The sequence below is a fragment of the Candidatus Providencia siddallii genome, assembly GCF_964026685.1.
GTDB classification, from domain to species: domain Bacteria; phylum Pseudomonadota; class Gammaproteobacteria; order Enterobacterales; family Enterobacteriaceae; genus Providencia_A; species Providencia_A siddallii_A.
The window spans coordinates 223,535-247,329 of the sequence record NZ_OZ034688.1; the positions used below are offsets into that span (position 1 = coordinate 223,535).

General features: G+C 26.7%; 35 protein-coding genes, 6 tRNA genes and 2 pseudogenes. 3 read left to right on the forward strand and 40 right to left on the reverse strand.

Annotation, left to right across the window (positions count from 1 at the left end; genetic code table 4):
• Positions 1-53: 53 nt before the first annotated feature.
• The 7 genes and pseudogenes from AAGD61_RS00885 to AAGD61_RS00915 form a co-directional block, all read right to left on the reverse strand.
• Positions 54-1,505, reverse strand: a pseudogene (locus tag AAGD61_RS00885) (RelA/SpoT family protein); the annotation flags it as partial.
• 35 nt (positions 1,506-1,540) lie between these two features.
• The gene (gene rpoZ / locus AAGD61_RS00890; protein ID WP_341765162.1) at positions 1,541-1,801 is read right to left on the reverse strand and encodes a DNA-directed RNA polymerase subunit omega; all 261 of its coding nucleotides are present in this window, start codon (positions 1,799-1,801) and stop codon (positions 1,541-1,543) included.
• 46 nt (positions 1,802-1,847) lie between these two features.
• Complete coding sequence (gene gmk / locus AAGD61_RS00895) at positions 1,848-2,471, reverse strand: guanylate kinase (protein ID WP_341765163.1); 624 nt, start codon at positions 2,469-2,471, stop codon at positions 1,848-1,850.
• 187 nt (positions 2,472-2,658) lie between these two features.
• Positions 2,659-2,732, reverse strand: a tRNA-Trp gene (locus AAGD61_RS00900).
• Positions 2,733-2,736: 4 nt separating this feature from the next.
• Positions 2,737-2,813: transfer RNA gene (locus AAGD61_RS00905), tRNA-Asp, on the reverse strand.
• A 273-nt stretch (positions 2,814-3,086) separates the two neighbouring features.
• Positions 3,087-3,908: a shikimate dehydrogenase gene (gene aroE / locus AAGD61_RS00910; RefSeq protein WP_341765164.1), complete on the reverse strand. Its 822-nt coding sequence runs from the start codon at positions 3,906-3,908 to the stop codon at positions 3,087-3,089.
• 6 nt (positions 3,909-3,914) lie between these two features.
• Positions 3,915-4,472 (reverse strand): Sua5/YciO/YrdC/YwlC family protein, encoded by a 558-nt coding sequence (locus AAGD61_RS00915; RefSeq protein WP_341765165.1) that lies wholly within the window; start codon positions 4,470-4,472, stop codon positions 3,915-3,917.
• Positions 4,473-4,782: 310 nt separating this feature from the next.
• Here AAGD61_RS00915 and def point away from each other — a divergent pair, with 310 nt between their 5' ends.
• The 3 genes from def to trkA all read left to right on the forward strand — a co-directional run bounded on the left by def (position 4,783) and on the right by trkA (position 7,809).
• Complete coding sequence (def, locus tag AAGD61_RS00920; protein ID WP_341765166.1) at positions 4,783-5,298, forward strand: peptide deformylase; 516 nt, start codon at positions 4,783-4,785, stop codon at positions 5,296-5,298.
• 27 nt (positions 5,299-5,325) lie between these two features.
• A complete protein-coding gene (gene fmt, locus AAGD61_RS00925; protein WP_341765167.1) occupies positions 5,326-6,273 on the forward strand; it encodes a methionyl-tRNA formyltransferase in 948 nt (315 codons plus the stop codon).
• 162 nt (positions 6,274-6,435) lie between these two features.
• Positions 6,436-7,809, forward strand: a complete 1,374-nt coding sequence (trkA, locus tag AAGD61_RS00930) for a Trk system potassium transporter TrkA (protein ID WP_341765168.1) — start codon at positions 6,436-6,438, stop codon at positions 7,807-7,809.
• A gap of 96 nt (positions 7,810-7,905) precedes the next feature.
• Here trkA and rplQ read toward each other — a convergent pair whose 3' ends face one another.
• The 33 genes and pseudogenes from rplQ to AAGD61_RS01095 form a co-directional block, all read right to left on the reverse strand.
• Positions 7,906-8,292 carry a 50S ribosomal protein L17 gene (gene rplQ / locus AAGD61_RS00935; RefSeq protein WP_341765169.1) on the reverse strand — a complete coding sequence of 129 codons (387 nt, stop codon included), beginning with the start codon at positions 8,290-8,292 and terminating at the stop codon, positions 7,906-7,908.
• Positions 8,293-8,317: 25 nt separating this feature from the next.
• Positions 8,318-9,307: a DNA-directed RNA polymerase subunit alpha gene (locus tag AAGD61_RS00940; protein WP_341765170.1), complete on the reverse strand. Its 990-nt coding sequence runs from the start codon at positions 9,305-9,307 to the stop codon at positions 8,318-8,320.
• A 26-nt stretch (positions 9,308-9,333) separates the two neighbouring features.
• Complete coding sequence (gene rpsD, locus AAGD61_RS00945) at positions 9,334-9,954, reverse strand: 30S ribosomal protein S4 (protein WP_341765171.1); 621 nt, start codon at positions 9,952-9,954, stop codon at positions 9,334-9,336.
• 34 nt (positions 9,955-9,988) lie between these two features.
• Positions 9,989-10,375, reverse strand: a pseudogene (gene rpsK / locus AAGD61_RS00950) (30S ribosomal protein S11); the annotation flags it as partial.
• A gap of 9 nt (positions 10,376-10,384) precedes the next feature.
• Positions 10,385-10,741, reverse strand: a complete 357-nt coding sequence (gene rpsM, locus AAGD61_RS00955) for a 30S ribosomal protein S13 (protein WP_341765172.1) — start codon at positions 10,739-10,741, stop codon at positions 10,385-10,387.
• 123 nt (positions 10,742-10,864) lie between these two features.
• Positions 10,865-10,981, reverse strand: coding sequence for a 50S ribosomal protein L36 (rpmJ, locus tag AAGD61_RS00960; protein WP_341765173.1), 117 nt, complete (start codon positions 10,979-10,981; stop codon positions 10,865-10,867).
• A 29-nt stretch (positions 10,982-11,010) separates the two neighbouring features.
• Complete coding sequence (secY, locus tag AAGD61_RS00965) at positions 11,011-12,339, reverse strand: preprotein translocase subunit SecY (protein ID WP_341765174.1); 1,329 nt, start codon at positions 12,337-12,339, stop codon at positions 11,011-11,013.
• On the reverse strand, positions 12,329-12,781 hold the full coding sequence (rplO, locus tag AAGD61_RS00970) for a 50S ribosomal protein L15 (RefSeq protein ID WP_341765175.1): 453 nt from the start codon (positions 12,779-12,781) through the stop codon (positions 12,329-12,331). The genes secY and rplO overlap by 11 nt, the downstream gene beginning before the upstream one ends.
• Before the next feature lie 4 nt (positions 12,782-12,785).
• On the reverse strand, positions 12,786-12,965 hold the full coding sequence (gene rpmD, locus AAGD61_RS00975) for a 50S ribosomal protein L30 (protein WP_341765176.1): 180 nt from the start codon (positions 12,963-12,965) through the stop codon (positions 12,786-12,788).
• A gap of 4 nt (positions 12,966-12,969) precedes the next feature.
• Positions 12,970-13,470: a 30S ribosomal protein S5 gene (rpsE, locus tag AAGD61_RS00980; protein ID WP_341765177.1), complete on the reverse strand. Its 501-nt coding sequence runs from the start codon at positions 13,468-13,470 to the stop codon at positions 12,970-12,972.
• Between the two features lie 9 nt (positions 13,471-13,479).
• On the reverse strand, positions 13,480-13,833 hold the full coding sequence (gene rplR / locus AAGD61_RS00985; protein WP_341765178.1) for a 50S ribosomal protein L18: 354 nt from the start codon (positions 13,831-13,833) through the stop codon (positions 13,480-13,482).
• A 16-nt stretch (positions 13,834-13,849) separates the two neighbouring features.
• Positions 13,850-14,389, reverse strand: a complete 540-nt coding sequence (gene rplF, locus AAGD61_RS00990) for a 50S ribosomal protein L6 (RefSeq protein WP_341765179.1) — start codon at positions 14,387-14,389, stop codon at positions 13,850-13,852.
• Between the two features lie 14 nt (positions 14,390-14,403).
• Complete coding sequence (gene rpsH / locus AAGD61_RS00995) at positions 14,404-14,799, reverse strand: 30S ribosomal protein S8 (protein ID WP_341765180.1); 396 nt, start codon at positions 14,797-14,799, stop codon at positions 14,404-14,406.
• Positions 14,800-14,827: 28 nt separating this feature from the next.
• Positions 14,828-15,133: a 30S ribosomal protein S14 gene (gene rpsN / locus AAGD61_RS01000; protein ID WP_341765181.1), complete on the reverse strand. Its 306-nt coding sequence runs from the start codon at positions 15,131-15,133 to the stop codon at positions 14,828-14,830.
• A gap of 13 nt (positions 15,134-15,146) precedes the next feature.
• Complete coding sequence (rplE, locus tag AAGD61_RS01005; protein ID WP_341765182.1) at positions 15,147-15,686, reverse strand: 50S ribosomal protein L5; 540 nt, start codon at positions 15,684-15,686, stop codon at positions 15,147-15,149.
• 15 nt (positions 15,687-15,701) lie between these two features.
• Positions 15,702-16,013, reverse strand: a complete 312-nt coding sequence (rplX, locus tag AAGD61_RS01010) for a 50S ribosomal protein L24 (RefSeq protein WP_341765183.1) — start codon at positions 16,011-16,013, stop codon at positions 15,702-15,704.
• An 11-nt stretch (positions 16,014-16,024) separates the two neighbouring features.
• The gene (rplN, locus tag AAGD61_RS01015) at positions 16,025-16,396 is read right to left on the reverse strand and encodes a 50S ribosomal protein L14 (RefSeq protein ID WP_341765184.1); all 372 of its coding nucleotides are present in this window, start codon (positions 16,394-16,396) and stop codon (positions 16,025-16,027) included.
• A gap of 120 nt (positions 16,397-16,516) precedes the next feature.
• A complete protein-coding gene (rpsQ, locus tag AAGD61_RS01020) occupies positions 16,517-16,771 on the reverse strand; it encodes a 30S ribosomal protein S17 (RefSeq protein ID WP_341765185.1) in 255 nt (84 codons plus the stop codon).
• Positions 16,761-16,958 (reverse strand): 50S ribosomal protein L29, encoded by a 198-nt coding sequence (rpmC, locus tag AAGD61_RS01025; RefSeq protein ID WP_341765186.1) that lies wholly within the window; start codon positions 16,956-16,958, stop codon positions 16,761-16,763. The genes rpsQ and rpmC overlap by 11 nt, the downstream gene beginning before the upstream one ends.
• Positions 16,959-16,960: 2 nt before the next feature.
• Positions 16,961-17,374 (reverse strand): 50S ribosomal protein L16, encoded by a 414-nt coding sequence (gene rplP, locus AAGD61_RS01030; protein ID WP_341765187.1) that lies wholly within the window; start codon positions 17,372-17,374, stop codon positions 16,961-16,963.
• A gap of 12 nt (positions 17,375-17,386) precedes the next feature.
• A complete protein-coding gene (gene rpsC, locus AAGD61_RS01035; protein ID WP_341765188.1) occupies positions 17,387-18,088 on the reverse strand; it encodes a 30S ribosomal protein S3 in 702 nt (233 codons plus the stop codon).
• Positions 18,089-18,105: 17 nt separating this feature from the next.
• Complete coding sequence (gene rplV, locus AAGD61_RS01040; protein ID WP_341765189.1) at positions 18,106-18,438, reverse strand: 50S ribosomal protein L22; 333 nt, start codon at positions 18,436-18,438, stop codon at positions 18,106-18,108.
• Positions 18,439-18,450: 12 nt separating this feature from the next.
• Positions 18,451-18,729 carry a 30S ribosomal protein S19 gene (rpsS, locus tag AAGD61_RS01045; RefSeq protein ID WP_341765190.1) on the reverse strand — a complete coding sequence of 93 codons (279 nt, stop codon included), beginning with the start codon at positions 18,727-18,729 and terminating at the stop codon, positions 18,451-18,453.
• 16 nt (positions 18,730-18,745) lie between these two features.
• Entirely contained in the window at positions 18,746-19,570 is an 825-nt protein-coding gene (gene rplB / locus AAGD61_RS01050) for a 50S ribosomal protein L2 (protein ID WP_341765191.1), read from the reverse strand.
• Between the two features lie 14 nt (positions 19,571-19,584).
• Positions 19,585-19,887, reverse strand: a complete 303-nt coding sequence (gene rplW / locus AAGD61_RS01055; RefSeq protein ID WP_341765192.1) for a 50S ribosomal protein L23 — start codon at positions 19,885-19,887, stop codon at positions 19,585-19,587.
• Positions 19,881-20,489 (reverse strand): 50S ribosomal protein L4, encoded by a 609-nt coding sequence (gene rplD, locus AAGD61_RS01060; RefSeq protein ID WP_341765193.1) that lies wholly within the window; start codon positions 20,487-20,489, stop codon positions 19,881-19,883. The genes rplW and rplD overlap by 7 nt, the downstream gene beginning before the upstream one ends.
• A 16-nt stretch (positions 20,490-20,505) precedes the next feature.
• On the reverse strand, positions 20,506-21,135 hold the full coding sequence (rplC, locus tag AAGD61_RS01065; RefSeq protein WP_341765194.1) for a 50S ribosomal protein L3: 630 nt from the start codon (positions 21,133-21,135) through the stop codon (positions 20,506-20,508).
• A 33-nt stretch (positions 21,136-21,168) separates the two neighbouring features.
• Entirely contained in the window at positions 21,169-21,480 is a 312-nt protein-coding gene (gene rpsJ, locus AAGD61_RS01070; protein WP_341765195.1) for a 30S ribosomal protein S10, read from the reverse strand.
• Positions 21,481-21,867: 387 nt separating this feature from the next.
• Positions 21,868-23,052 (reverse strand): elongation factor Tu, encoded by a 1,185-nt coding sequence (tuf, locus tag AAGD61_RS01075; protein WP_341765196.1) that lies wholly within the window; start codon positions 23,050-23,052, stop codon positions 21,868-21,870.
• Between the two features lie 95 nt (positions 23,053-23,147).
• Positions 23,148-23,220 (reverse strand) — tRNA-Thr (locus AAGD61_RS01080).
• A gap of 6 nt (positions 23,221-23,226) precedes the next feature.
• Positions 23,227-23,298, reverse strand: a tRNA-Gly gene (locus tag AAGD61_RS01085).
• A gap of 44 nt (positions 23,299-23,342) precedes the next feature.
• A tRNA-Tyr gene (locus AAGD61_RS01090) sits at positions 23,343-23,427 on the reverse strand.
• Positions 23,428-23,449: 22 nt separating this feature from the next.
• Positions 23,450-23,522: transfer RNA gene (locus AAGD61_RS01095), tRNA-Thr, on the reverse strand.
• Positions 23,523-23,795: the final 273 nt, after the last annotated feature.

Genomic DNA, 23,795 nt, shown 5'->3' on the forward strand with positions numbered 1-23,795 from the left:
GTAAATTTTTGATTGTAATAATATTTATTATGTTTTTTAATTTATTTTTTTTAATTAATTAAATTTTCTTTATTTAAATTTTTTAAAAGATGACGTATTTTACTACGTGCTTTTGAACTAACAACAAAATTTAACCATGATGCATTTGGTTTTTTTTTTTGAGATGTAATGATTTTAATAGTTTGCCCGCTTATTAATGATTTTGATAATGGGTAAAATTTACAATCAACATGAGCTGCTATACATTTATGACCTATATCTGTATGAACAGCATAAGCAAAATCAACAGGTGTTGCTCCTATTGGTAACTCAATAATATGTCCTTTTGGTGTAAAAACATAAATTTCATTAGGAAATAAATCTAATTTTACATTTTTGATAAATTCAAATGAATTAACAGTATTTTGTTGTAATTGTTTTAAATTTCGTATCCATTTCCATGTTCTTAATTGTATATGATAATAATTATTGTTTTGTTTTTTATATTTCCAATGTATTGCTATTCCAATTTTAGTAATTTGATTCATTTCTTTTGTACGAATATAAATTTTTATAGGTATTCCTTGAGGTCCAATTAAAGATGTATGCAGTGATTGATATCCATTTGCTTTAGGAATTGCAATATAATCTTTAATTTTTCATGGATGTGGTTTATATAAACTGTGAATTTTACCTAAAACTCTATAACAAGTATCTATATCTTGAACAATTATAATAAACACATAAATATTCATAATTGAATAAAAATGTTGTTTTTTTTGTTGGATTTTTTGATATATCGAATATAAAGTTTTTTCGTGTAAGTTAATATAATAATTAAAATTCATTTTTGTTAAACATTTATTAATTTCAAAAAATATTTTTTTTGTTAAAATTTTATGATTATTATTAGCTGATTCAATTATTTTTTTTATAATGCGATATTTTTTTGGATATAATGTTTTAAATCCAAAATTTTCTAATTTATTTTTTATATAGTTAATTCCGAGTTTATTAGCAAGTGGGCTGTAAATTTCTAAAGTTTCACGTGCAATACGTATTTTTTTATCATATCTTAATGAATTAATCGTTTGCATATTATGCAAACGATCTGCTAGTTTTATTAGAATAACTCTAGTATCTTTTATCATAGCAATAATAATTTTTCGTAAATTTTCTACTTGCTCTTCTTTTTCATTGCGAAAATTAAGTTTATCTAATTTTGATACTCCTTCTACAAGATCAGCAACAGTTTTCCCGACTAATTGTTTTATATCGTCAAATGTTGTTTGTGTGTCTTCAATTGTATCATGTAATAATGCTGCCATTAATATTTCGTGTTCTAAATGCATTTTAGCTAAAATGCAAGCAACTGCTATTGGATGTGTTATGTAAGATTCTCCGCTGAATCTGGTTTGTCCTTCATGTGCTTTTCGTGCTATTAAATATGCTTTTTTTAATAATTCAATATGTTCATTTGTAAGATATTCTTGAATAATTAAATTAAGTTTTTCAAATAAATGCAATTCAGACCTCACTTTTAGTGATTAGCGATGATCTTTTATATTTTAAGAAAATGATTGAATTTTATTTGTTTTTTATTTTCATATTCTTGATATTCATATTTGTTTAAAATATCAGAATTAATTAATCCTTTTTCTAGTTCTCGTAATGCTATAACTGTAGGTTTATCATTTTCTTCAGGAACTAAAGAATTTTTTATTCCTGTTTGTAATTGACGAGCTCTTCGTGCTGCTATTAATACTAAATCAAAACGATTACCTATTTTTTCTACTGCATTTTGTACTGTTATTCGAGCCATAAAATATTTATACTCCAAAAATAAAATATTTTATTTTAAATTATTTTTATTTTTTTAAGAAATTGTTAATTAAAATATTAGTTTTTTTTATTTGGTATTTTAGTTTTAAATGCTCACTTCGTATAATTGATTGTAAATCATTTAAAGCTGTATTAAAATCATCATTTATAATTAAATAATCATATTCATTAAAATGTTCTATTTCATTTATAGCGTATGAAATACGTTTTTTTATTGTTTCTTTATTATCTTGTCCACGTGTTTTTAATCTATGAAAAAGTTGTGTTTTTGATGGAGGAAGAATAAAAATACTACGTGTTTTTAATATTTTTTTTCTTATTTGTAAAGCTCCTTGCCAATCTATATTAAGAATAACATCTGTGTAATTATTTAATAATTTTTCTATCATTATTTTTGATGTTCCATAATAATTTTCAAAAATATATGCATATTCTAAAAAATCATTATTTTTGATTTTTTTTAAAAATTTACTTTTAGAAATGAAAAAATAATGTTTTCCATTTTTTTCTCCAGAGCGAATTGTTCTTGTTGTATAAGAAATAGAAACTTTGATATTATTAAAAATATAATTCTTTAATAGAGAATTAATTAAGCTTGATTTTCCTGTCCCGCTTGGTGCTGAAATAATATATAATATACCTTGTGTCATAATATTTTTAACTAATTGTTGTAATAAAAATGTTAGTATATTGTATGAATATTAGTTAAATTTTTTAGAAAATTAATTTTTTATTAAAATAATATTTATTTTTGTAGAAAAATATGTATTTAAAAAAATAATTGTTAATTATTAATAGAAATGTATATTTTATTTTTTATAAAATAGTTTTAATTCGCAGGGGCGGAGAGTTTCGAACTCCCAACACCCGGTTTTGGAGACCGGTGCTCTACCATATTGAACTACGCCCCTATAGTGGCGGAACGGACGGGATTTGAACCCGCGACCCTCTGCGTGACAGGCAGATATTCTTACCAACTGAACTACCGCTCCATAATTTTTACTATTTGGTATTTATATTTAATAAATTTTTTATTAAAAATATTTAAAATTATTTTTAATACAAAATTTATTAAATATAAATAATTTTTTTATAATATGATGCTATATTTTTTTTTTAGTAAGTCAAGTTGTATTTTTAATATTTTTATTTTTATTTATTAGTTTTATACTATAAATATATTTTTTAAAAAAATATATTTATAGTATAAATTATTTTTTTGTTTTTTTATATATAATTTTATAATAAAATATTATATATAAATTTTATATATGAGTTTTATTTTTTTTTAATTTTAATAATACTGGAATTACGTCTGGTATTTTTCCAAACCAACATTTAAAAGATATTGCTGCTTGCCAAACAAGCATACCTAATCCATCAGAAAGTTTATTAGCTTTATTATTTTTTGCATATTTTAAAAAAGGTGTTAATTTATTTTGATAAAATAAATCATAATAAATAGTATTTTTTTTAAAAATTTTTGTAGTTATTTTTGGCATTTCATTATTCATGCTTGAAGATGTTGCGTTAATGATTAAATCAAAATTAGTTATAATATTTTCATTGTTTTTCTTACATTTTATATTTCCGAATTTTGTAAAAATATGAATTAATTTATTTGCTTTATAAAAAGTTCTGTTTATTAAAGTAATATTACATCCATAATTTAATAATGGGTGTAATATGCCGCGAGTAGAACCTCCAGCACCTAATATTAATATATTACTATTAGTATGAATATAATTATTTTGTTTTAAATCTAATAATAAACCTATTCCATCTGTATTATCACCAAGCAAAAAATTGTCATTTAATTTAATTATTGTATTAACTGAACCACAGATTTGTGCTCTTTTAGTTGTTTTTGAAACTATTTTGAATGCTATTTCTTTAAATGGTGATGTGATATTTGCTCCATGACCACCATTTAAAAAAAAATTAATTATATCTTTTTTAAAATTTTTTTTTGAAGTCGAAATTTTTTTGTATTTAATAGAAATTCCTATTTGTTTTGCATACATTTTATATATAAAAGGTGATTTACTATGAATTATTGGATTTCCAAAAAGTGCAAAAATTTTCATTATATTTTATCCTTTTCGATATATTTCACCAGTTTTTGAATTTCTAATTTCAGATTGTTTTGTTGATCCTCCAATTAATCCGTCGATAACATATATATTTTTAAAAAGTTTAATAACTTCATTTTTTGTTTTACATGGTTTTTGTCCATTTAAATTAGCACTTGTTGATATAATAGGTTTTCCATATTTGTTGCATAAAGTTTTAATAGGTTCATAATTAATAATTCTTATAGCTAATGTGTCAAATTTACCTGTTAACCATTTTGGTGTTGTTATTTTTGCTTGAATAGTTCATGTTATATGTCCAGGCCATGTAGAAAACATAATTTTTTTTTGTTTTTCAGTTAAAGAATTATCATTTATATATTTTTTAAAATTTTGATAATTGTTAGAAATAAGTATAAAACCTTTTTCTATTGAACGCTGTTTTAGTTTTAGTAAAGTATTTACTGCAATTTCACAATCTGGATCACAACCTAAACCAAATACTGATTCAGTTGGATATGCAATAATTTTTTTTTTATTTAGATATTTAATCGCATTTTCTATGTATTTATTTTTCATATTGTAAAAATAATAAATTTATTATTGAATATATTTTTTTATTTAATTATAATTAGCGAAATTTTTATTTTTTAAAGAAAATTATATAGAATTATTTTAATAAATTTTTTTAATATTTTATATTTTTATATAAAGATAAGATAATTTTTGTTATAATATAATATTATGTTATTCAATATTTTTATTTATATAAAAAATATTTAATAATTAATTTTAATTTAATATAATAAAAAAATATTTTTATAAGAAGTATTCATTATTTTAAGAAAGTTTTATTTGTTTTTAATAGTATATTATTTTTTTTAAAATTATGTCAAATTTAAATATATTATCTTATCCAGATAAACGATTACGTATAATAGCCAAACATATTAATAAAGTTAATATAAAAATTCAACGAATTATAGATGAAATGATTAATATTATGTATGAAAAAAAAGGTATTGGTCTTGCTGCAACACAAGTTAATGTTCATCATCGTATTTTTGTAATTAATAATACTGAATTATCTGAAAAAAATAATATATTTATTAATCCAGAAATATTAAATAGATCAGGTGAAATTTATATAAAAGAAGGATGTCTTTCGATACCAAATCAATATGCATTTATATTAAGATCTAAACATATTAAGGTTCGTGCATTAAATTATAACGGTAATTTATTTGAGATTGAAGCTAATGATCTTTTAGCTGTTTGTATTCAACATGAAATAGATCATCTTTTTGGAAAATTATTTATTGATTACTTATCTTTTTTAAAACGTCAACGTATTTGTAAAAAATTAAAAAAAATTGATAAATTTAAAAATATTATTTTAAATTAAATGAAATAGTTAAGAAATGGGTTTTATGTGTTTAAACAGTTAAAAATTATTTTTGCAGGAACAACAGATTTTGCAGCTAAACATTTGTTAACATTAATTAAAAATAATTATCAAATAGTTGGTGTTATTACTACTTGTGATAAACCATCAGGTAGAGGTAAAAAAATAAAAAAAAATCCTGTTAAAATTCTTTCTGAAAAATATTTCATATCTTTTTCTCAACCGATTAATTTTAAAAATATAGAAATTCATCAATGGATTAAATATAAAAAAGTTGATTTATTAATTGTGGTTGCATATGGATTAATTTTACCACAATCTATATTAGATATACCTAAGTTAGGATGTATAAATGTTCATGCTTCTTTGTTACCTCGTTGGAGAGGACCAGCACCAATTCAATATTCTATTCATTCTGGAGACGATAAAACTGGTATAACTATTATAAAAATGGATGTTGGTATAGATACTGGTGATATACTTTATAAATCAATTATACCTATAAAGAAAAATGATACTAGTGCAACGTTATGTGATAAATTATCCAAAATAGGTTCGATTTCATTAATAAAAGTTATTAAATTAATTTTAAATAATAAATGTAATTATGAAAAACAAAATAATAATTTTGCAAGTTATACTAAAAAAATTTTAAAAAAAGAAGCAAAAATAAATTGGAATGAAAGTGCTATTCAAATTGAACGGTATGTTCGTGCATTTAATCCATGGCCTATAAGTTATTTTTTATTAGAAAAACAATTAATAAAAGTATGAAAAGTTGAAGTAATTTCAGAATCGTATTCCAAAATACCAGGAACAATTGTTAGTGTAGATAAAAAAGGAATATATATTGCTACTGGTAATAATACTTTAAATTTAATTCAATTACAGTTACCAGGTAAAAAATCGGTTGATATACGAAATATAATTAATTATTATAAAAAATTTTTTATACCTAATCAAATTTTAAAATAAATTAATATTTTTATTAAATAAATTTATGTTTTATATTTAGTATATTATTTATATTTTCTTAGAAAAATAATTCTATAAATAATAATTTTTAAAAAAATTAAAATCTTAAAAATTATTATTTATATATATTACATATTAAAATGCTGTATAAAATACATAATAATGAAAATTATCATTTTAGGTGCAGGTAAAGTTGGAATAACACTTGCTGAAAATTTAGTTAATAAAAATAATGATATTACTATTGTTGATTTAAATGCAAATAGATTACGTCTTTTGCAAAAACAATTTGATTTACGTGTTGTAAATGGATACGGATCTCATCCTTGTGTGCTTAAAGATGCTGGAGCAAAAAATACTGATATGTTAATAGCTGTAACTAATTCTGATGAAGTAAATATGATTGCTTGTCAGATAGCTCATTCTATTTTTAGTATACCTAAAAAAGTTGCTCGTATTAGATCATCTGAGTATATGCGTGAATCAAAAAAGTTATTTTTATATGAACAAATTCCTATAGATTATTTAATTTCTCCTGAACAAATAGTTATAGATTATATATTTAATGTTATTAAATATCCTGGAGCATTACAAGTTGTTAGTTTTGCAGAAGGTAAAATTAGTCTTGTTTCAATAAAAGCTTATTATGGTGGATATCTTATAGGAAAAACGCTTTTAAATTTACATAAGCATATATCTGATGTTAATGTTTATATTGTTGCGATTTTTCGTAAAAAAAAAACTGTTAAACCAAAAGGATCTACAGTTATAGAAGTTGATGATGAAATATTTTTTATTGTATCTACTGAACATATTAGAATAGTAATAAGTGAATTTCAACGGCTTGAAAGATCTTATAAACGATTAATGATTGTTGGAGGTGGAAATATTGGTTTTGGTTTAGCTAAAAAATTAGAAAAGAAATATAATATTAAACTTATTGAAAAAAATAAACAACGTGCTATTAAACTTGCTGAATTTTTACATAATACAATTATTTTTCATGGTAATGCATCAGATCAAGAATTACTATCTGAAGAACATGTTGAACAAATGGATATATTTATTGCATTAACTGATAATGATGAAATTAATATTATGTCATCTATGTTGGCAAAAAAGATTGGTGTAAAAAAAGTTGTATCGCTTATTCAAAATTCAGCTTATCTTGGTTTAATAAAAGATAAAACAATTGATATTGCTTTATCTCCTCAACAAGCTACTATTTCTTCTTTACTAAGACATGTTAGAAAAGCAGAAATTATTAATGTTTTTTCTTTAAAAAAATGTGCAGCAGAAGTAATTGAGGCTGTTGTTGATAAAAATAAAAATACATCAAAAATAATTAATAAAAAAATTTCAGATATAAAATTTCCTGAAGGAGTTATAATTGGAGCAATAATAAAGAAAGATGAAGTTATTATTGCATCAGATAATTATATTATTGAACATAATGATCATTTAATAATATTTATTTCAGATAAAAATTCTGTTTCAGATATTGAACAAATATTTCAATTTAATAATTTTTTATAAAAAACAAAAAAAATTATTAAATTGAAATATTTGTTTGTATATTTTTTAAAGAATAAAAAGTAAGAAGACCAAATATATGATCTTCTTTTTATTATATTAACTTTTATTATCTTTTTTATGTTTAATATTATAATTAGTAAAACTAATATATGCCATTGGTGCTTTATCACCAATTCGATATCCACATTTAAGAATACGAGTATATCCTCCAGTTCTATTTAAAAAGTTTGGTCCTAATATATTGAATAATTTAGTTACTGTTTTATTATTACGAATTTTAGCAAATGCCAATCGTCTATTAGATACATTATCTATTTTAGCAACAGTAATTATAGGTTCAATTATGCGACGTAGTTCTTTTGCTTTAGATAAAGTTGTTTTAATTAATTCATGATTAATTAAAGAATTTATCATATTTCTAAACATAATTTTTCTATGACTACTGCTTTTATTTAATTTGCAACGATTTTTACTATGACGCATAATTTAATCCTTAATTTCATTTTTATTAATCATCGGAAATACTTGCTGGTGGCCAATTTTCTAAACGCATTCCTAAAGAAAAACCACGAGATGCTAAAACATCTTTAATTTCAGTAAGAGATTTTTTTCCAAGATTAGGAGTTTTAAGTAATTCAACTTCTGTACGTTGAACTAAATCACCGATATAATGGATAGCTTCTGCTTTTAAACAATTAGCAGATCGTACAGTTAATTCTAAATCATCGACTGGACGTAATAATATTGGTTCAAATTCTGGTTTTTTTTCTTCAATTTCAGGTTGTTTTATATTACGTAAATCAATAAAAGATTCAAGTTGTTCAGATAAAATAGTAGCTGCGCAACGAATAGCTTCTTCAGGATCTATTGTACCGTTTGTTTCCATTTCGATTATTAATTTATCCAGATCAGTTCTTTGTTCAACACGAGCGGCTTCAATATTATATGAAATACGTTCTATAGGACTATAACACGCATCTACTAATAAACGACCAATTGATCGATTATTTTCTTCTAAATGGACTCTTGTGTATGCTGGAATATATCCACGTCCACGTTGTACTTTTATTTTCATATTAATAGATGCATTTTTGTTAGTAAGATTACAAATAACATATTTTGGATTAACGATTTCAAAATCTTCATTTTGATTTATATCATCTGCAGTCACAGGACCAATACCATTTTTATTTAATGTCAAAATAACTTCATTTTTATTAAAAACTTTTATTGCTAATCCTTTTAGATTTAAAATAATTTCAAGAATATCTTCTTGAACACCTTCTTTTGTACTGTACTCATGTAATATACCGTCTATTTCAACTTCTGTTACTGCGCAACCTGGTAAAGATGATAGTAAAATACGTCTCAATGCATTACCAAGCGTATGTCCAAAACCTCGTTCTAAAGGTTCGAGTGTTATTTTTGCATGTGTGGAACTTATTTGCTCTATATTTACTAAGCGTGGTTTTAGAAAATTTGTTACAGAATTCTGCATTGTCTCTTCTCCATTATGCTTAACATTTATTTAGAGTAAAGCTCTACTATCAGATGTTCATTAATATCTGCAGATAAATCAGTACGCTCTGGAATTCGTTTAAATATTCCTTTCATCTTTTTAGAATCTATTTCTAACCAAGATGGTTTTTCTCGTTGTTCTGATAAAAGTAAAGCTGATTTAATGCGAGTTTGTTTTTTAGCTTTTTCTCGAATGCTGATAATATCATTTTTTGAAACTAAAAAAGAAGGTATATTGATAATATTATCATTTACCATAATAGATTTATGATTTACTATTTGACGTGCTTCTGCTCGAGTTGAACCAAATCCCATACGATAAACTACATTATCTAAACGTTTTTCTAAAAGTGTGAGTAAATTTTCTCCTGTATTACCTTTTAATCTAGTAGCTTTTTTATAATAATTATGAAATTGACGTTCTAAAATACCATAAATACGTTTAACTTTTTGTTTTTCACGTAATTGAATTCCATAATCAGAAAGTCTATGTTTTTTAGCTCCATGTTGACCTGGTGCATGATTCAATTTACATTTAGATTCAATAGCGCAAATTCCAGATTTTAAAAATAAATCAGTTCCTTCACGACGACTTAATTTCAGTTTTGCTCTTAAATATTTTGCCATTTTTTTCTCCAATATTTCTTATGTAACATCATCAAACTCGTCGTCTTTTAGGTGGACGACAACCATTATGTGGGATAGGGGTTACATCAGTAATATTAGTGATACGAAACCCAGCTGTATTAAGTGCTCTAATTGTTGATTCACGACCAGGCCCAGGTCCATTAACCATAACTTCTAAATTTTTTATACCATATTCTTTTACTGATTCAGCACAACGTTCTGCAGCTACTTGAGCTGCAAATGGCGTTGATTTTCTAGAACCACGAAATCCTGAAGCAGCAGAAGAAGCCCAAGTTAGTACATTACCACTACGATCTGTAATAGTTACTATAGTGTTATTAAAAGAAGCATGGATATGAGCTATGCCATCTGAAAGTTGTTTTTTTGTACGTTTTCGTGTGCGCAATACTGCTTTTGCCATTTTAATACCTTATTTCTTGATTGATTTACGAGGTCCTTTGCGTGTTCTTGCGTTTGTTTTCGTTCGTTGCCCTCGCACTGGAAGATTACGTCGGTGACGTAATCCACGATAACATCCAAGGTCTATTAATCGTTTTATATTTAATGTATTTATTCTACGTAAATCACCTTCTATAATATATTTTGTAATTTCATCACGTATTTTATCTATTTCCTCATCGGATAAATCACTAATTTTAGTATATCTATTAATATTTTTTGTGTCGCAAATGTTTTGTGAACGACTTTTTCCTATTCCAAAGATCGATGTTAAAGCTATTACTGTATGTTTATGATCAGGAATATTTATGCCTGCTATACGGGCCATTTGTTTTGTTCCTAAGTTATTACATTATTGTGCTAAAAAGCCCGTTTCAATAATGTATTATATAAATAAAAGGTTAATTAGTTAATTTTATATTTTTTATTAAATTTTTAATAATAATATATTTTAACCTTGACGTTGTTTATGTCTTGGTTCAATTTTGCAAATTATTCGAATATTACCATTTCGACGAACAATTTTGCAATTATTACATAATTTTTTTACAGATGTTTTTACTTTCATTTTTTTTCCAATTAATAAATAAATTACATTTATTTACTTTTAAGGTTTGCTTTTTTTAATACAGATTCGTATTGACTAGACATCATTAATGTTTGTATTTGAGTCATAAAATCCATAATAACAACAACTACTATTAAAAGTGATGTTCCTCCAAAATAAAAAGGTACTTTCATTGCATCACGCATAAATTCAGGAATTAAACAAATAAAAGTAATATATAAACCACCTATTAATGTCAAACGAGTCATTACTTTATTTAAATATTTAGCAGTTTGTTCACCAGGTCTAATCCCTGGTACAAAAGCGCCAGATTTTTTTAAATTATCCGCTGTTTCTTTTGGATTAAATACCAAATTTGTATAAAAAAAACAAAAGAAAATTATTGATGATGCATAAAATAAAACGTATAACGGCTGTCCAGGTTGTAAATACATTGATATTGTTATTAACCAATTACATCCAATTCCATCACCAAACCAAGATGTTATTGTTCCTGGAAATAAAATTATGCTAGAAGCAAAAATTGCAGGAATTACACCAGCCATATTTACTTTTAGAGGTAAATGTGTACGTTGTGCTGCATAAATACGACGTCCTTGTTGACGTTTTGCATAATTAACTATTATTTTACGTTGTCCACGTTCCATAAAAATAACAAATGAAGTTACTGTTAGTATTAATATACTAACGAATAATAATAATATGAAATGTAATTCACCTTGACGTGTTTGTTCGATTGTATGTCCTATTGCTGGTGGTAATCCAGCTACAATACCAGCAAATATTATAATTGATATACCGTTACCTATTCCTCTTTCTGTTATTTGTTCACCAAGCCACATTAAAAACATAGTTCCAGTTACTAAACTAATAATAGCAACTGTATAAAATTGAAAACCTGGATTTATTATTATTTTTTGCATTCCTGGCATATTTGGTAAACCAACTGCAATTCCTATTGATTGAAAAATAGCTAATATTAAAGTGCTAAAACGAGTGTATTTATTTAGTTTTCTACGACCAGATTCTCCTTCTTTTTTTATCTCTGATAATTTTGGATGTATTACAGATAATAATTGTATAATAATTGATGCAGAAACATATGGCATAATTCCTAGTGCAAATATTGAAGCTCTACTTAGAGCACCACCAGAAAACATATTAAACATTTCAATTATTGTACCTTGCTGTTTTATTAATAATTTAGAAAGAACTCCAGCGTCTATACCAGGTATAGGGATAAAAGATCCAATTCTAAAAATAACTAAAGAAATTAATACAAATAATATTCTATTTTTTAATTCGTTAATTCCATTTTTAGAACTTTGAAAATATAATCCTGGTTGTTTAACAGTCATTATTAATTTTTTCCTCAATTTTTCCACCAGATTTTTTTATTGCTGCAATAGCACCTTTTGTAATACGAGTATTTCGTATAGTGATTGCACGATCTATAGTTCCTGATAAGATAATTTTTATATATTTTATATTATTATTAATAATTTTAGCTGATTTTAGTATATTTAAATCAATAATATTGCTTTCAATTTTATTGATATCTGATAAACGAATTTCTGAAGTAAATATTTTTTTTCTAGAAGTAAATCCAAATTTTGGTAAACGTCTATATAATGGCATTTGTCCTCCTTCAAACCCACGACGTATTTTACATCCAGAGCGGGATTTTTGTCCTTTGTGACCACGTCCACTTGTTTTTCCTAGGCCAGATCCAACGCCGCGACCTGTACGTTTTGATTTTCGTTTTGAACCTTTAGCAGGAGATAGTTCATTTAAAAACATTTTTTTATTCCTCAATTTTTATCATATAAAAAATTAAGTTAATCATACCGCGTATTGTAGGAGTATCATTACGTTCTACTGTATGAGATATATGTCGCAAACCTAAACCAATTAGCGTTGCTTTATGTTTTGGAAGGCATCCAATGGAACTGCGAATTTGTGTTATTTTAATAGTTTTTATCATTATTTTACCAAATAATTTCTTTTATAGTTTTATTTCGTTTAGCAGCGATCATTGTCGGTGTTTTTATATTACTTAAAGCTTTTAAAGTTGCGCGAACTACATTAATTGGATTAGTGGATCCATATGTTTTAGCTAATATATTTTTGATACCTACTACTTCTAAAACAGCACGCATTGCTCCTCCTGCTATAATACCTGTTCCTTCATAAGCTGGTTTCATAAATACATGTGAACTAGTATATGTTCCTTTTATTTGATGGAATAATGTTCCATTATTTAATATAATTTTTTTCATATTTCGGCGAGCTTTTTCCATTGCTTTTTGTATTGCTGCTGGAACTTCACGTGCTTTTCCATAACCTAACCCAACACGACCATGACCGTCTCCAACTACAGTTAATGCAGTAAAACTAAAAATACGACCACCTTTAACTGTTTTTGCTACTCTATTTACTGCAATTAATTTTTCTTGTAGTTCGTTAGCTTGTTTTTCAATATTAGTCATAATGCTACCTTAAAATTTAAGACCAGCTATACGAGCTGCATTTGCTAGTGTCTGGACTCTGCCATGATATTTAAAACCTGAACGGTCAAAAGCAATTTTTATTATACCTTTTTTTAGTGCTCGTTCTGCAATTAATTTACCAACTTTAAATGCAGCATCTTTATTTCCTGTATACTTTAGTTGTTTTTTAATATTTTTTTCTATTGTAGATGCTGTAATTAATGTTTCTGATCCGCTTGGTGCAATAATTTGTGCATAAATATGTCGTGGAGTACGATGGACAACTAGCCGATTTATATTTAATTCTTGTATTTTTCGTCTTGTACGTGTTGCACGACGTAAACGAGCTGCTTTTTTATCCATATTATTCCTTTTGATATTATTTTTTTTTGTTTTTAATTTCTTTTGTACGTATTATTTCATTAATATATCGTATACCTTTACCTTTATAAGGTTCAGGAGGACGATAATTTCGTAGTTTGGCTGCCACTTGTCCAACTATTTGTTTATCAATACCTTTTAATATAATTTCTGTTTGCGTCGGACATTCAGCTGTAATACCAGATGGTAAAATATATTTAATTGAATGTGAAAATCCTAAAAATAAATTTATTATATTATTTTCAATTGTAACTCGATAACCAACACCAATTGTTTGAAGTTTTTTTGTAAATCCTTTTTTTATTCCAAAAATCATTGAATTAAGTAATGAACGTGCAGTTCCTGCCTGCATCCAAGCATTATTAAAACCTTTTCTTATTGAAAAAGTAATATAACCATTTTTATATTTTACTTCAACTGCATTATGTATAATTTTAGTTAATTTATTATTTTTATCAAAAATTGAAACGATTTGTCCATTAATTATTACATTAACATCAACGGGTACAATAATATGTGTTTTAGCTACACGGGACATTATTTCCTCACTAATTAAGATACATAACAAATTATTTCGCCACCAAGTTTAGATTCTTTAGCTGTTTTTGCAGTCATAATACCTTTAGAAGTTGAAATGATTGCAATACCTAAACTAGAAATAGCTTGAGGTAATTCATCTGTTTTCTTATAAATACGTAAACTTGGTTTGCTTACGCGTTGAATATTTTCAATTACTGCTTTTCCTTTAAAATAACGTAAAGTTATCGAAAGATCTGGTTTTTTTATATTATTTTCAATTTTATATTCATCAATATATCCTTCTTCTTTTAAAATTTTACTTATAGCTAATTTTATTTTAGAATAAGGTATATTAACTTTAGTTTTATACGCATTTTGCGCATTACGAATACGTGTCAACATATCTGCAATTGGATCTTGTATACTCATTTACTACTCCTTATCTAATAGTTTAAAGTTACCAGCTTGCTTTTCTGAGACCAGGAATTTCACCACGCATTGCTGCTTCACGGACTTTAATACGACTTAAACCAAATTTTCTTAAAAAACCATGTGGTCGTCCAGTTTGTTTGCATCTGTTACGTTGTCTGCAAATACTTGAATCACGTGGCATAGTTTGTAATTTTAAAACTGCGTTCCAACGTTCTTCATTAGAAGAATTTATGTTAGATATAATAGTTTTTAGTTTTGTTCGTTTTTTTAAAAATTTTTTAGCTAATTTTATTCGTTTTATATCACGAGCTTTCATAGATTTTTTAGCCATGAATATTACCTATTTACTTACAAAAAGGAAAGTTAAATGCTTCTAATAGTGCATATCCTTCATTATCTGATTTTGCTGTAGTGGTAATTGTAATATCTAATCCTCGTATACAATCAATTTTATCGTAATCTATTTCAAGAAAAATGATTTGTTCATGTATACCTATACTGTAATTACCTTTACCATCAAAAGATTTAGGTGATAAACCACGAAAATCACGTATACGTGGTATAGCAATACAAATAAGACGTTCAAAAAAATCCCACATTCGTTCGCCATGCATAGTTACTTTACATCCTATTGGATGTCCTTGACGAATTTTAAAATTTGCAATAGATTTACGTGCTTTAGTAATTATAGGTTTTTGTCCTGATATTGCTGTTAGGTCAATCATTGCTTTTTCTAGTAGTTTTTTTTCGTTAATTGCTTTACCAACACCCATATTTAGTGTTATCTTCTTAATCTTAGGTACTTGCATGACAGAAGTGTAATTAAACTTAGATATAAGTTTATTAACTACTTTATTTTTATAAAAATCATGCAATTTTGACATTATATACTCCAAAAATTACTTAATAGTTTCGTTATTAGATTTGAAAAAACGAACTTTTTTTCCGTTTTCAAATTTAAAACCTATGCGATCTGCTTTGTTACTTGTTTTGTTAAAAATTGCAACGTTAGAAATTGAAATTGTTGATTCTTTTTCTATTATTCCACCTGGTTTGTTTGCAGATGGTATTGGTTTTTGATGTTTTTTTACTAAATTTATTCCTTTTACTATAATTTTATTAGAAAAAACTTTTATTACTTTACCTCGTTTTCCTTTATCTTTTCCGGTTAATATAATAACTTCGTCATTAAAACGAATTTTAGCTGCCATAATCACTCCATTTATAATACTTCAGGTGCTAGAGAAATAATTTTCATAAATTTTTCATTTCTAATTTCGCGAGTTACAGGTCCAAATATACGTGTACCAATTACTTGTTCATTAGTATTATTTAATAATACGCAAGCATTATCATCAAATCTAATTATAGAATAATCAGGACGACGTATACCTTTTTTTGATCGCACTATTACAGCTTTCATTACATCGCCTTTTTTAACTTTACCTTTTGGAATTGCTTCTTTAATAGTAATTTTTATAATATCTCCAATATTTGCATAACGACGTTTAGAACCACCTAAAACTTTGATACACATTACTTTACGTGCACCAGAGTTGTCAGCTACATTTAATACTGTTTGTTCTTGTATCATTGTTTTACTCCGTTTAAAAAGCAAACATTTTAAGTTATATTTTTATATAATAATATTATTTAATAGAAAAATAAACGGCTCTTTTTAATTGAGCCGTTTTGTTTATAAAAAATTGTTATTTTACATAATAGTTTTTTTTACAATTTTAATTAATATCCAAGATATAGTTTTAGCAATAGGTCGTGATTGTCGTATTTCTACTATATCACCAATATTACATTCATTATTTTTATCATGTACATGTAATTTTGTTGTTCTACGTATAAATTTACCATAAATCGGGTGTTTTATAACTCGTTCAATAGCAACAACGATTGATTTTTCCATTTTGTTACTAATTACACGACCTTGCATAGTATGTGTTTTATAGTTCATTACGTAATACCTTTTCTGTTAAAAAAGTTTTTACACGTGCAATATTACGTCGTGTTTTTTTTAAAAGATGAAAATTTTTTATTTGTCCATTTGAAGTTTGCATTCGTAAATTAAATTGCTCACGTAATAAACAAAAAAGTTCATTGTTTAGTTCTTCTTTATTTTTTTCTTTTAGTTTTTTTTTCATTTTTATTCTATTATTATTTTTTTTAAAAAAGTAGTTTTTATAGGTAGTTTAGCAGCTGCTAATAAAAAAGCTTCTCGTGCTAGTTCTTCTGATACATCATCCATTTCGTATAAAATTTTTCCAGGTTGAACCATTGCAACCCAATATTCTACGTTACCTTTTCCTTTACCCATACGAACTTCTAACGGTTTTTTAGTAATTGGTTTATCTGGAAAAATTTTAATCCAGATTTTACCTTGGCGTTTGATAGCACGAGTCATTGCACGTCGTGCTGATTCAATTTGTCGCGATGTTAATCTACCATGATTAATAGCTTTAAGTCCAAAAATACCAAAATTGATATTTGTATTATTTGCTATTCCACGATTTCTTCCTTTTTGCATTTTTCTGAATTTCGTGCGTTTAGGTTGTAACATTAGAATATCTCCTTATTTGTACTTTCGTCCTTTACGTTGTTTTTTAGATTGAGTTGTTTGTGTTTCTTGTTTTAATATATTAATATTACCTAAGATTTCACCTTTAAAAATCCATACCTTTATACCTATAACACCGTAAGTGGTATGAGCTTCTGAAGTGTTATAATCTATGTTTGCACGTAGTGTATGTAATGGTACTCTTCCTTCGCGATACCATTCTGTACGTGCGATTTCTGTTCCTCCTAAACGACCACTAATTTCAACTTTAATTCCTTTTGCTCCTACACGCATTGCGTTTTGTACTGCACGTTTCATAGCACGACGAAAGATAACTCTTCTTTCAAGTTGTGATGATATATTATCAGCTACTAGTTTAGCATCTAATTCAGGTTTTCTAATTTCTGAAATATTGATTTGTGAAGGTACACCTGTTATATTTGCTATTATTTTTCTTAATCTTTCAATATCTTCGCCTTTTTTGCCAATTAGAATACCTGGACGTGCAGTATAAATAGTAACTCGTATGCTTTTAGCAGGTCGCTCAATTATTATACGTGAGACAGATGCTTTTATTAATTCTTTTTTTAAAAATTGTCGTACTTTGAAATCGCTATTTATATTATCAGCAAAATCACTTGTATTTGCATACCATATAGAATTCCAAGATTTTATAACTCCTAAGCGAATACCATTTGGATGTACTTTTTGACCCATTATTGATCTCCAGAGATTTATAATTTTGAAACAATTACAGTTATATGGCTAGTTCGTTTAAGTATATGATTTACACGTCCTTTTGCACGTGGTATAATACGTTTCATAGTTGGTCCTTCATCTATAAAAATTTTTGTAATTTTTAATTCATCTATGTCAGCTCCATCGTTTTGTTCTGCATTGGATATTGCAGATTCAAGAACTTTTTTTATTAAAATAGCAGATTTTTTATTTGTATAAGTTAAGATTTCTAAAGCTCGTGAAACTTTTTTACCGCGAATTAATTTGGCAACTAAACGAGTTTTTTGAGCAGATGAATGTGCATGTCGTCGTATAGCTAAGGTTTCCATGTTTTCTACCTTTTAACGTTTTTTAATTTTCTTATCTGCTGTATGGCCACGATAAGTACGAGTTGGTGAAAATTCGCCGAGTTTATGTCCGATCATTTCTTCTGTTATGAAAACTGGAATATGTTGTCGTCCATTATGTATAGCTATAGTTAATCCTACCATATTAGGGAAAATTGTTGAACGGCGTGACCATGTTTTAATTGGTTTTTTATCGTAATTTTTAATTGATTTTTCTATTTTTTTTAGTAAATGTAAATCAATAAAAGGACCTTTTTTAAGAGAACGTGGCATTGTTGATCCCTATAATTTATTTTTTAGAACAATGACGTATAATAAATTGTTCAGTACGTTTATTATTTCGAGTTTTTTTACCTTTTGTTTGAACCCCCCATGGAGTTACAGGATGTTTTCCAAAATTTCGTCCTTCACCTCCACCATGTGGATGATCTATGGGATTCATTGCTGTTCCTCGTACAGTTGGTCTAATACCTCGCCAACGATTTGCACCTGCTTTACCTAAAATTTGTAACATGTGTTCAGAATTTCCTACTTCACCTAAAGTTGCACGGCATGTAGATAAAATTTTTCGTATTTCGCCAGAACGAAGACGAATAGAAATATAAGTATTTTCTCGTGCAATGATTTGTGCATAAGCTCCAGCTGAACGTGCCAATTGTCCTCCTTTGCCTGGTTTTAGTTCAATGTTATGAATTGTAGTTCCTATAGGTATATTTTTCATTGGTAATGTATTACCAATTTTAATTGGAGAATTAATACCAGATTGAACGTAATCGCCAATTTTTAAATTTTTTGGTGCTATTATATAGCGATATTCTCCATCTTTATATAGTAAAAGAGCAATGTTTGCTGAACGATTAGGATCGTATTCGAAACGTTTAACAATTGCTGTAATATTATCTTTATTTCGTTTAAAATCAATTTTGCGATATTGTTGTTTATGTCCACCACCAATATGACGTGTAGTTATGCGACCATTGTTATTACGGCCTCCTGATTTATTATTTTTTTCTAATAAAGAAAAATAAGGTTTACCGTTATGAAGGTTATGATTAATTATTTTAACAACATGACGACGACCTGGAGATGTTGGTTTGCATTTAACAATAGTCATTATTTAAATCCTTTTTATTCTGAGTTATTAAAGAAGTCCAAATTATACCCTTCTTTTATACGTATATAAGCTTTTTTCCAATCGTTACGATAACCAATATGTTTTCCGTGACGTTTGCTTTTACCTTTTATTAATAATGTATTAATACTTTTAACTTTAATTTCGAATAGTTTTTGTATAGATTTTTTTATTTCATTTTTGGTAGCATCTTTAATAACTTTAATAACAATTGTGTTATTTTTTTTTATTAACGAAGATGTTTTTTCAGATAAATGAGGTGTTTTTAATATTTTGAAGAGTCGTTCTTTATTTATCATGATAACATTTCCTCAATTTTTTTGATAGCATCTATCGTTAAGATTATTTTATTAAAAGTTATAAGATTAATTGGATTAATTTTATCCGAGCTACATACGTCAACATTATGTAAATTTCTTGAAGCTAAAAACAAATTTTTATTTAATTTAGCGGTTACTATCAAAACATTTTTAAAATTCATATCGTTAAGTTTTTTCATTAAAACTTTTGTTTTATGAGTTTTTAAAGTAAAATCATCAAAAATAATTATGCGATTTTTACGTACTAATTCTGAAAGAATACTTTTTAATGCAGCACGGTACATTTTTTTGTTGATTTTTTGTTTATATTTTTTTGGTTTTGCAGCAAAAGTAACACCACCAGATCTTCATATTGGACTATTTATTGATCCTGCACGTGCTCGTCCTGTACCTTTTTGACGCCAAGGTTTTTTCCCTGATCCAGAAACTTCCGCACGAGTTTTTTGAGAGCGTGTACCTTGACGAGCACCAGCTGTGTACGCAGTAATTACTTGGTGAATCAGCGATTCGTTAAAGGCGTATTCAAAAGTTGCTTTCGATAAAATTGTTGTTTTGTTAGTATCTCTTGTTAACAATTCCATATCATCTCCTAAGATATTAAGCTTTTATAGAAGGCTTAACAATTAGATTTTCACCAGTAGCACCTGGAACTGCGCCTTTGATTATTAGTAAATCACGGTTAGTATCGATACGTATTACATCTAAATTTTGAATTGTTACTTTTTCATTTCCCATATGTCCTGCCATTTTTTTACCTTTAAACACTCTTCCTGGTGTTTGATTTTGACCTATAGAACCAGGTGCACGATGTGATAAAGAATTTCCGTGTGTAGTATCTTGAGTTTTAAAATTCCATCGTTTAATTGTACCTGAAAAACCTTTACCTTTAGATATACCGGTAACATCTACTTTTTTTATTGTTGTAAAAAAATCTACGCTAATATTTTCTCCTATATTAAAATCGGAAATTTTTTTAGTTCTAAACTCATTAAGAATACGACCTGCTTCAACATTAAATTTGGCAAAATGGCCTGCTTCAGGTTTAGAGATATGTGTGTTCTTTTTGATTCCAGTAGTAATTTGAACAGCATTATACCCATCGGTTTTTACAGTTTTAATTTGAGTTATACGATTTTTTTTTATTTCAATAACAGTAACTGGTATGGATAAACCATCTTCAGTAAATATACGTGTCATTCCTATTTTTTTACCTACTAGACTAATCATATTTTTAATCTCTCGAATTAGTTATGCTTTTAATTAATCTAGGCTGATTTGTACATCAACGCCAGCAGCTAAATCTAATCGCATCAAAGCATCTACTGTTTTTTCAGTTGGTTCAACTATATCTACTAAACGTTTATGTGTTCTAATTTCATATTGATCACGAGCATCTTTGTTTACATGAGGTGATACTATGATTGTAAAACGTTCTATGTGAGTAGGTAACGGTATAGGGCCGCGTACTTGTGCTCCAGTACGTTTTGCTGTTTCTACAATTTCTGTAGTTGACTGATCAATTAATCTATGATCAAAAGCTTTTAATCGTATACGAATTCTTTGGTTCTGCATAAGATCAGAATTCCAGCTATTATGTAGTGTAATTAATACTTCAAAAAAAATATATACATTAATTTTATTTGAAAGCGAAATTGTTTTTTAATCAAAAATATATTATATATAATATATTAAAATTTAATAAAATAAAATATATTTATGATACAAAGTTATGTTTTAAAAAACAGAATACGAATTATACTTAGTTTTGTATAAATATGCAAATAATCATTTTAAAAAATATAAAATATTATTAATTATATTAATAATATTTTAATAAAATAAAATTGTATATTAAATTTTATTTGATTTTATAATAAAAATATTTTTTATAAATTTTGTTATAAATTTCAAAGGCATTTATATTGCACCTTTGAAATTTAAAAAAAATATTTGTAAAAATTAAGATATAATTTTTACAACAACACCGGCACCTACTGTACGTCCACCTTCTCTAATTGCAAAATGTAATCCATCATCCATTGCTATTGGGTGTATTAATGTTACTTTCATTTTTACATTATCACCTGGCATAACCATTTCTGTATTATCAGGAAGTTCTATGTTTCCTGTTACATCAGTAGTACGAAAATAAAATTGTGGTCGATACCCATTAAAGAATGGAGTGTGTCGTCCGCCTTCGTCTTTGTTCAAAATGTAAACTTCAGATTCAAATTGTGTATGAGGTTTTATTGATCCAGGTTTTGCTAAAATTTGTCCTCGTTCAATTTCTTCACGTTTAGTTCCTCGTAAAAGAACACCTACATTTTCGCCTGCACGTCCTTCATCAAGTAGTTTACGAAACATTTCAATTCCAGTACAAATTGTTTTTGTAGTTTCTTTTATTCCTATTATTTCGATTTCTTCACCAACTTTTATAGTTCCACGTTCAATACGTCCTGTTACTACAGTTCCTCTACCAGATATTGAAAAAACATCTTCAATTGGAAGTAAAAAAGGTTTGTCAATTATACGTTTTGGTTCTGGAATATAACTATTTAAATAATCTGCTAATTCAAGAATTTTTTTCTCCCATTCTGGAATTCCTTCTAGAGCTTTTAAAGCTGAACCGCGAATAATTGGTGTTTCATCTCCTGGAAAACCATATTGAGATAATAATTCACGTATTTCCATTTCAACCAATTCTAATAGTTCTTCATCATCTACCATATCACATTTATTTAAAAAAACAACGATATGAGGAACACCAACTTGACGTCCTAATAAAATATGTTCTCTAGTTTGAGGCATTGGTCCATCTGTAGCGGCAACAACTAAAATAGCTCCATCCATTTGTGCTGCACCAGTAATCATATTTTTAACATAGTCAGCATGTCCTGGACAGTCAACATGTGCATAATGTCTAGTTGAAGTTTCATATTCTACATGTGAAGTAGAAATGGTTATACCACGTGCTTTTTCTTCTGGTGCATTATCAATTTGATCAAAAGCACGTGCAGTACCGCCAAATGTTTTTGCAAGAACTGTAGTTATTGCAGCTGTTAAAGTAGTTTTACCATGATCAACGTGGCCAATTGTACCAACGTTAACGTGTGGTTTTGAACGTTCAAATTTTTCTTTAGACATTATATCCCTCTTAAACACGGAATCGATGGTTACATTAAATCGATAAAGTAATATTAACTTATATATTTTTATTTAATAAAGTCAATATAAATTTATGCTGATAGGCAGTTTTGAACTGCCTGCCTCACCCTTACCAAGGGTGTGCTCTACCAATTGAGCTATATCAGCAATATAAGCGGGCAGCGGGGATCGAACCCGCATAGTCAGCTTGGAAGGCTAATATAATAACCATTATATGATGCCCGCAAAAAACTTAAAATTATAACTCTTTTTAATTTATTATTTTTAATTGGTGGTGGGAGAAGGATTCGAACCTTCGAAGTCAATGACAGCAGATTTACAGTCTGTCCCCTTTAGCCTCTTGGGTATCCCACCTTAAATTGTATAATTATAAATATGCCGGCACCAAGAGTTGAACTCGGGACCTACTGATTACAAGTCAGCTGCTCTACCAACTGAGCTATACCGGCATAATTCTACTAATATTTTATGTATATAAATTATATGTTGCAACAAAAATAGTTTTTTTTTTGTTTATTTGATCAGATTTTATTCATTTTATATTTTTTATAATTTTTAAAAAACGAAATATTTAGTGTAATTAAGATAAAATAATATATTTTGTTTTTTAGTTATTTTATTTAAATAAATTATTTTATTCGATTTTAATTAATTTTTGTTTGTAAAAAATATTGTTTTAATTGTTTTTTTATATTTTTTTTTAAAAAAATTTTTTGATATAT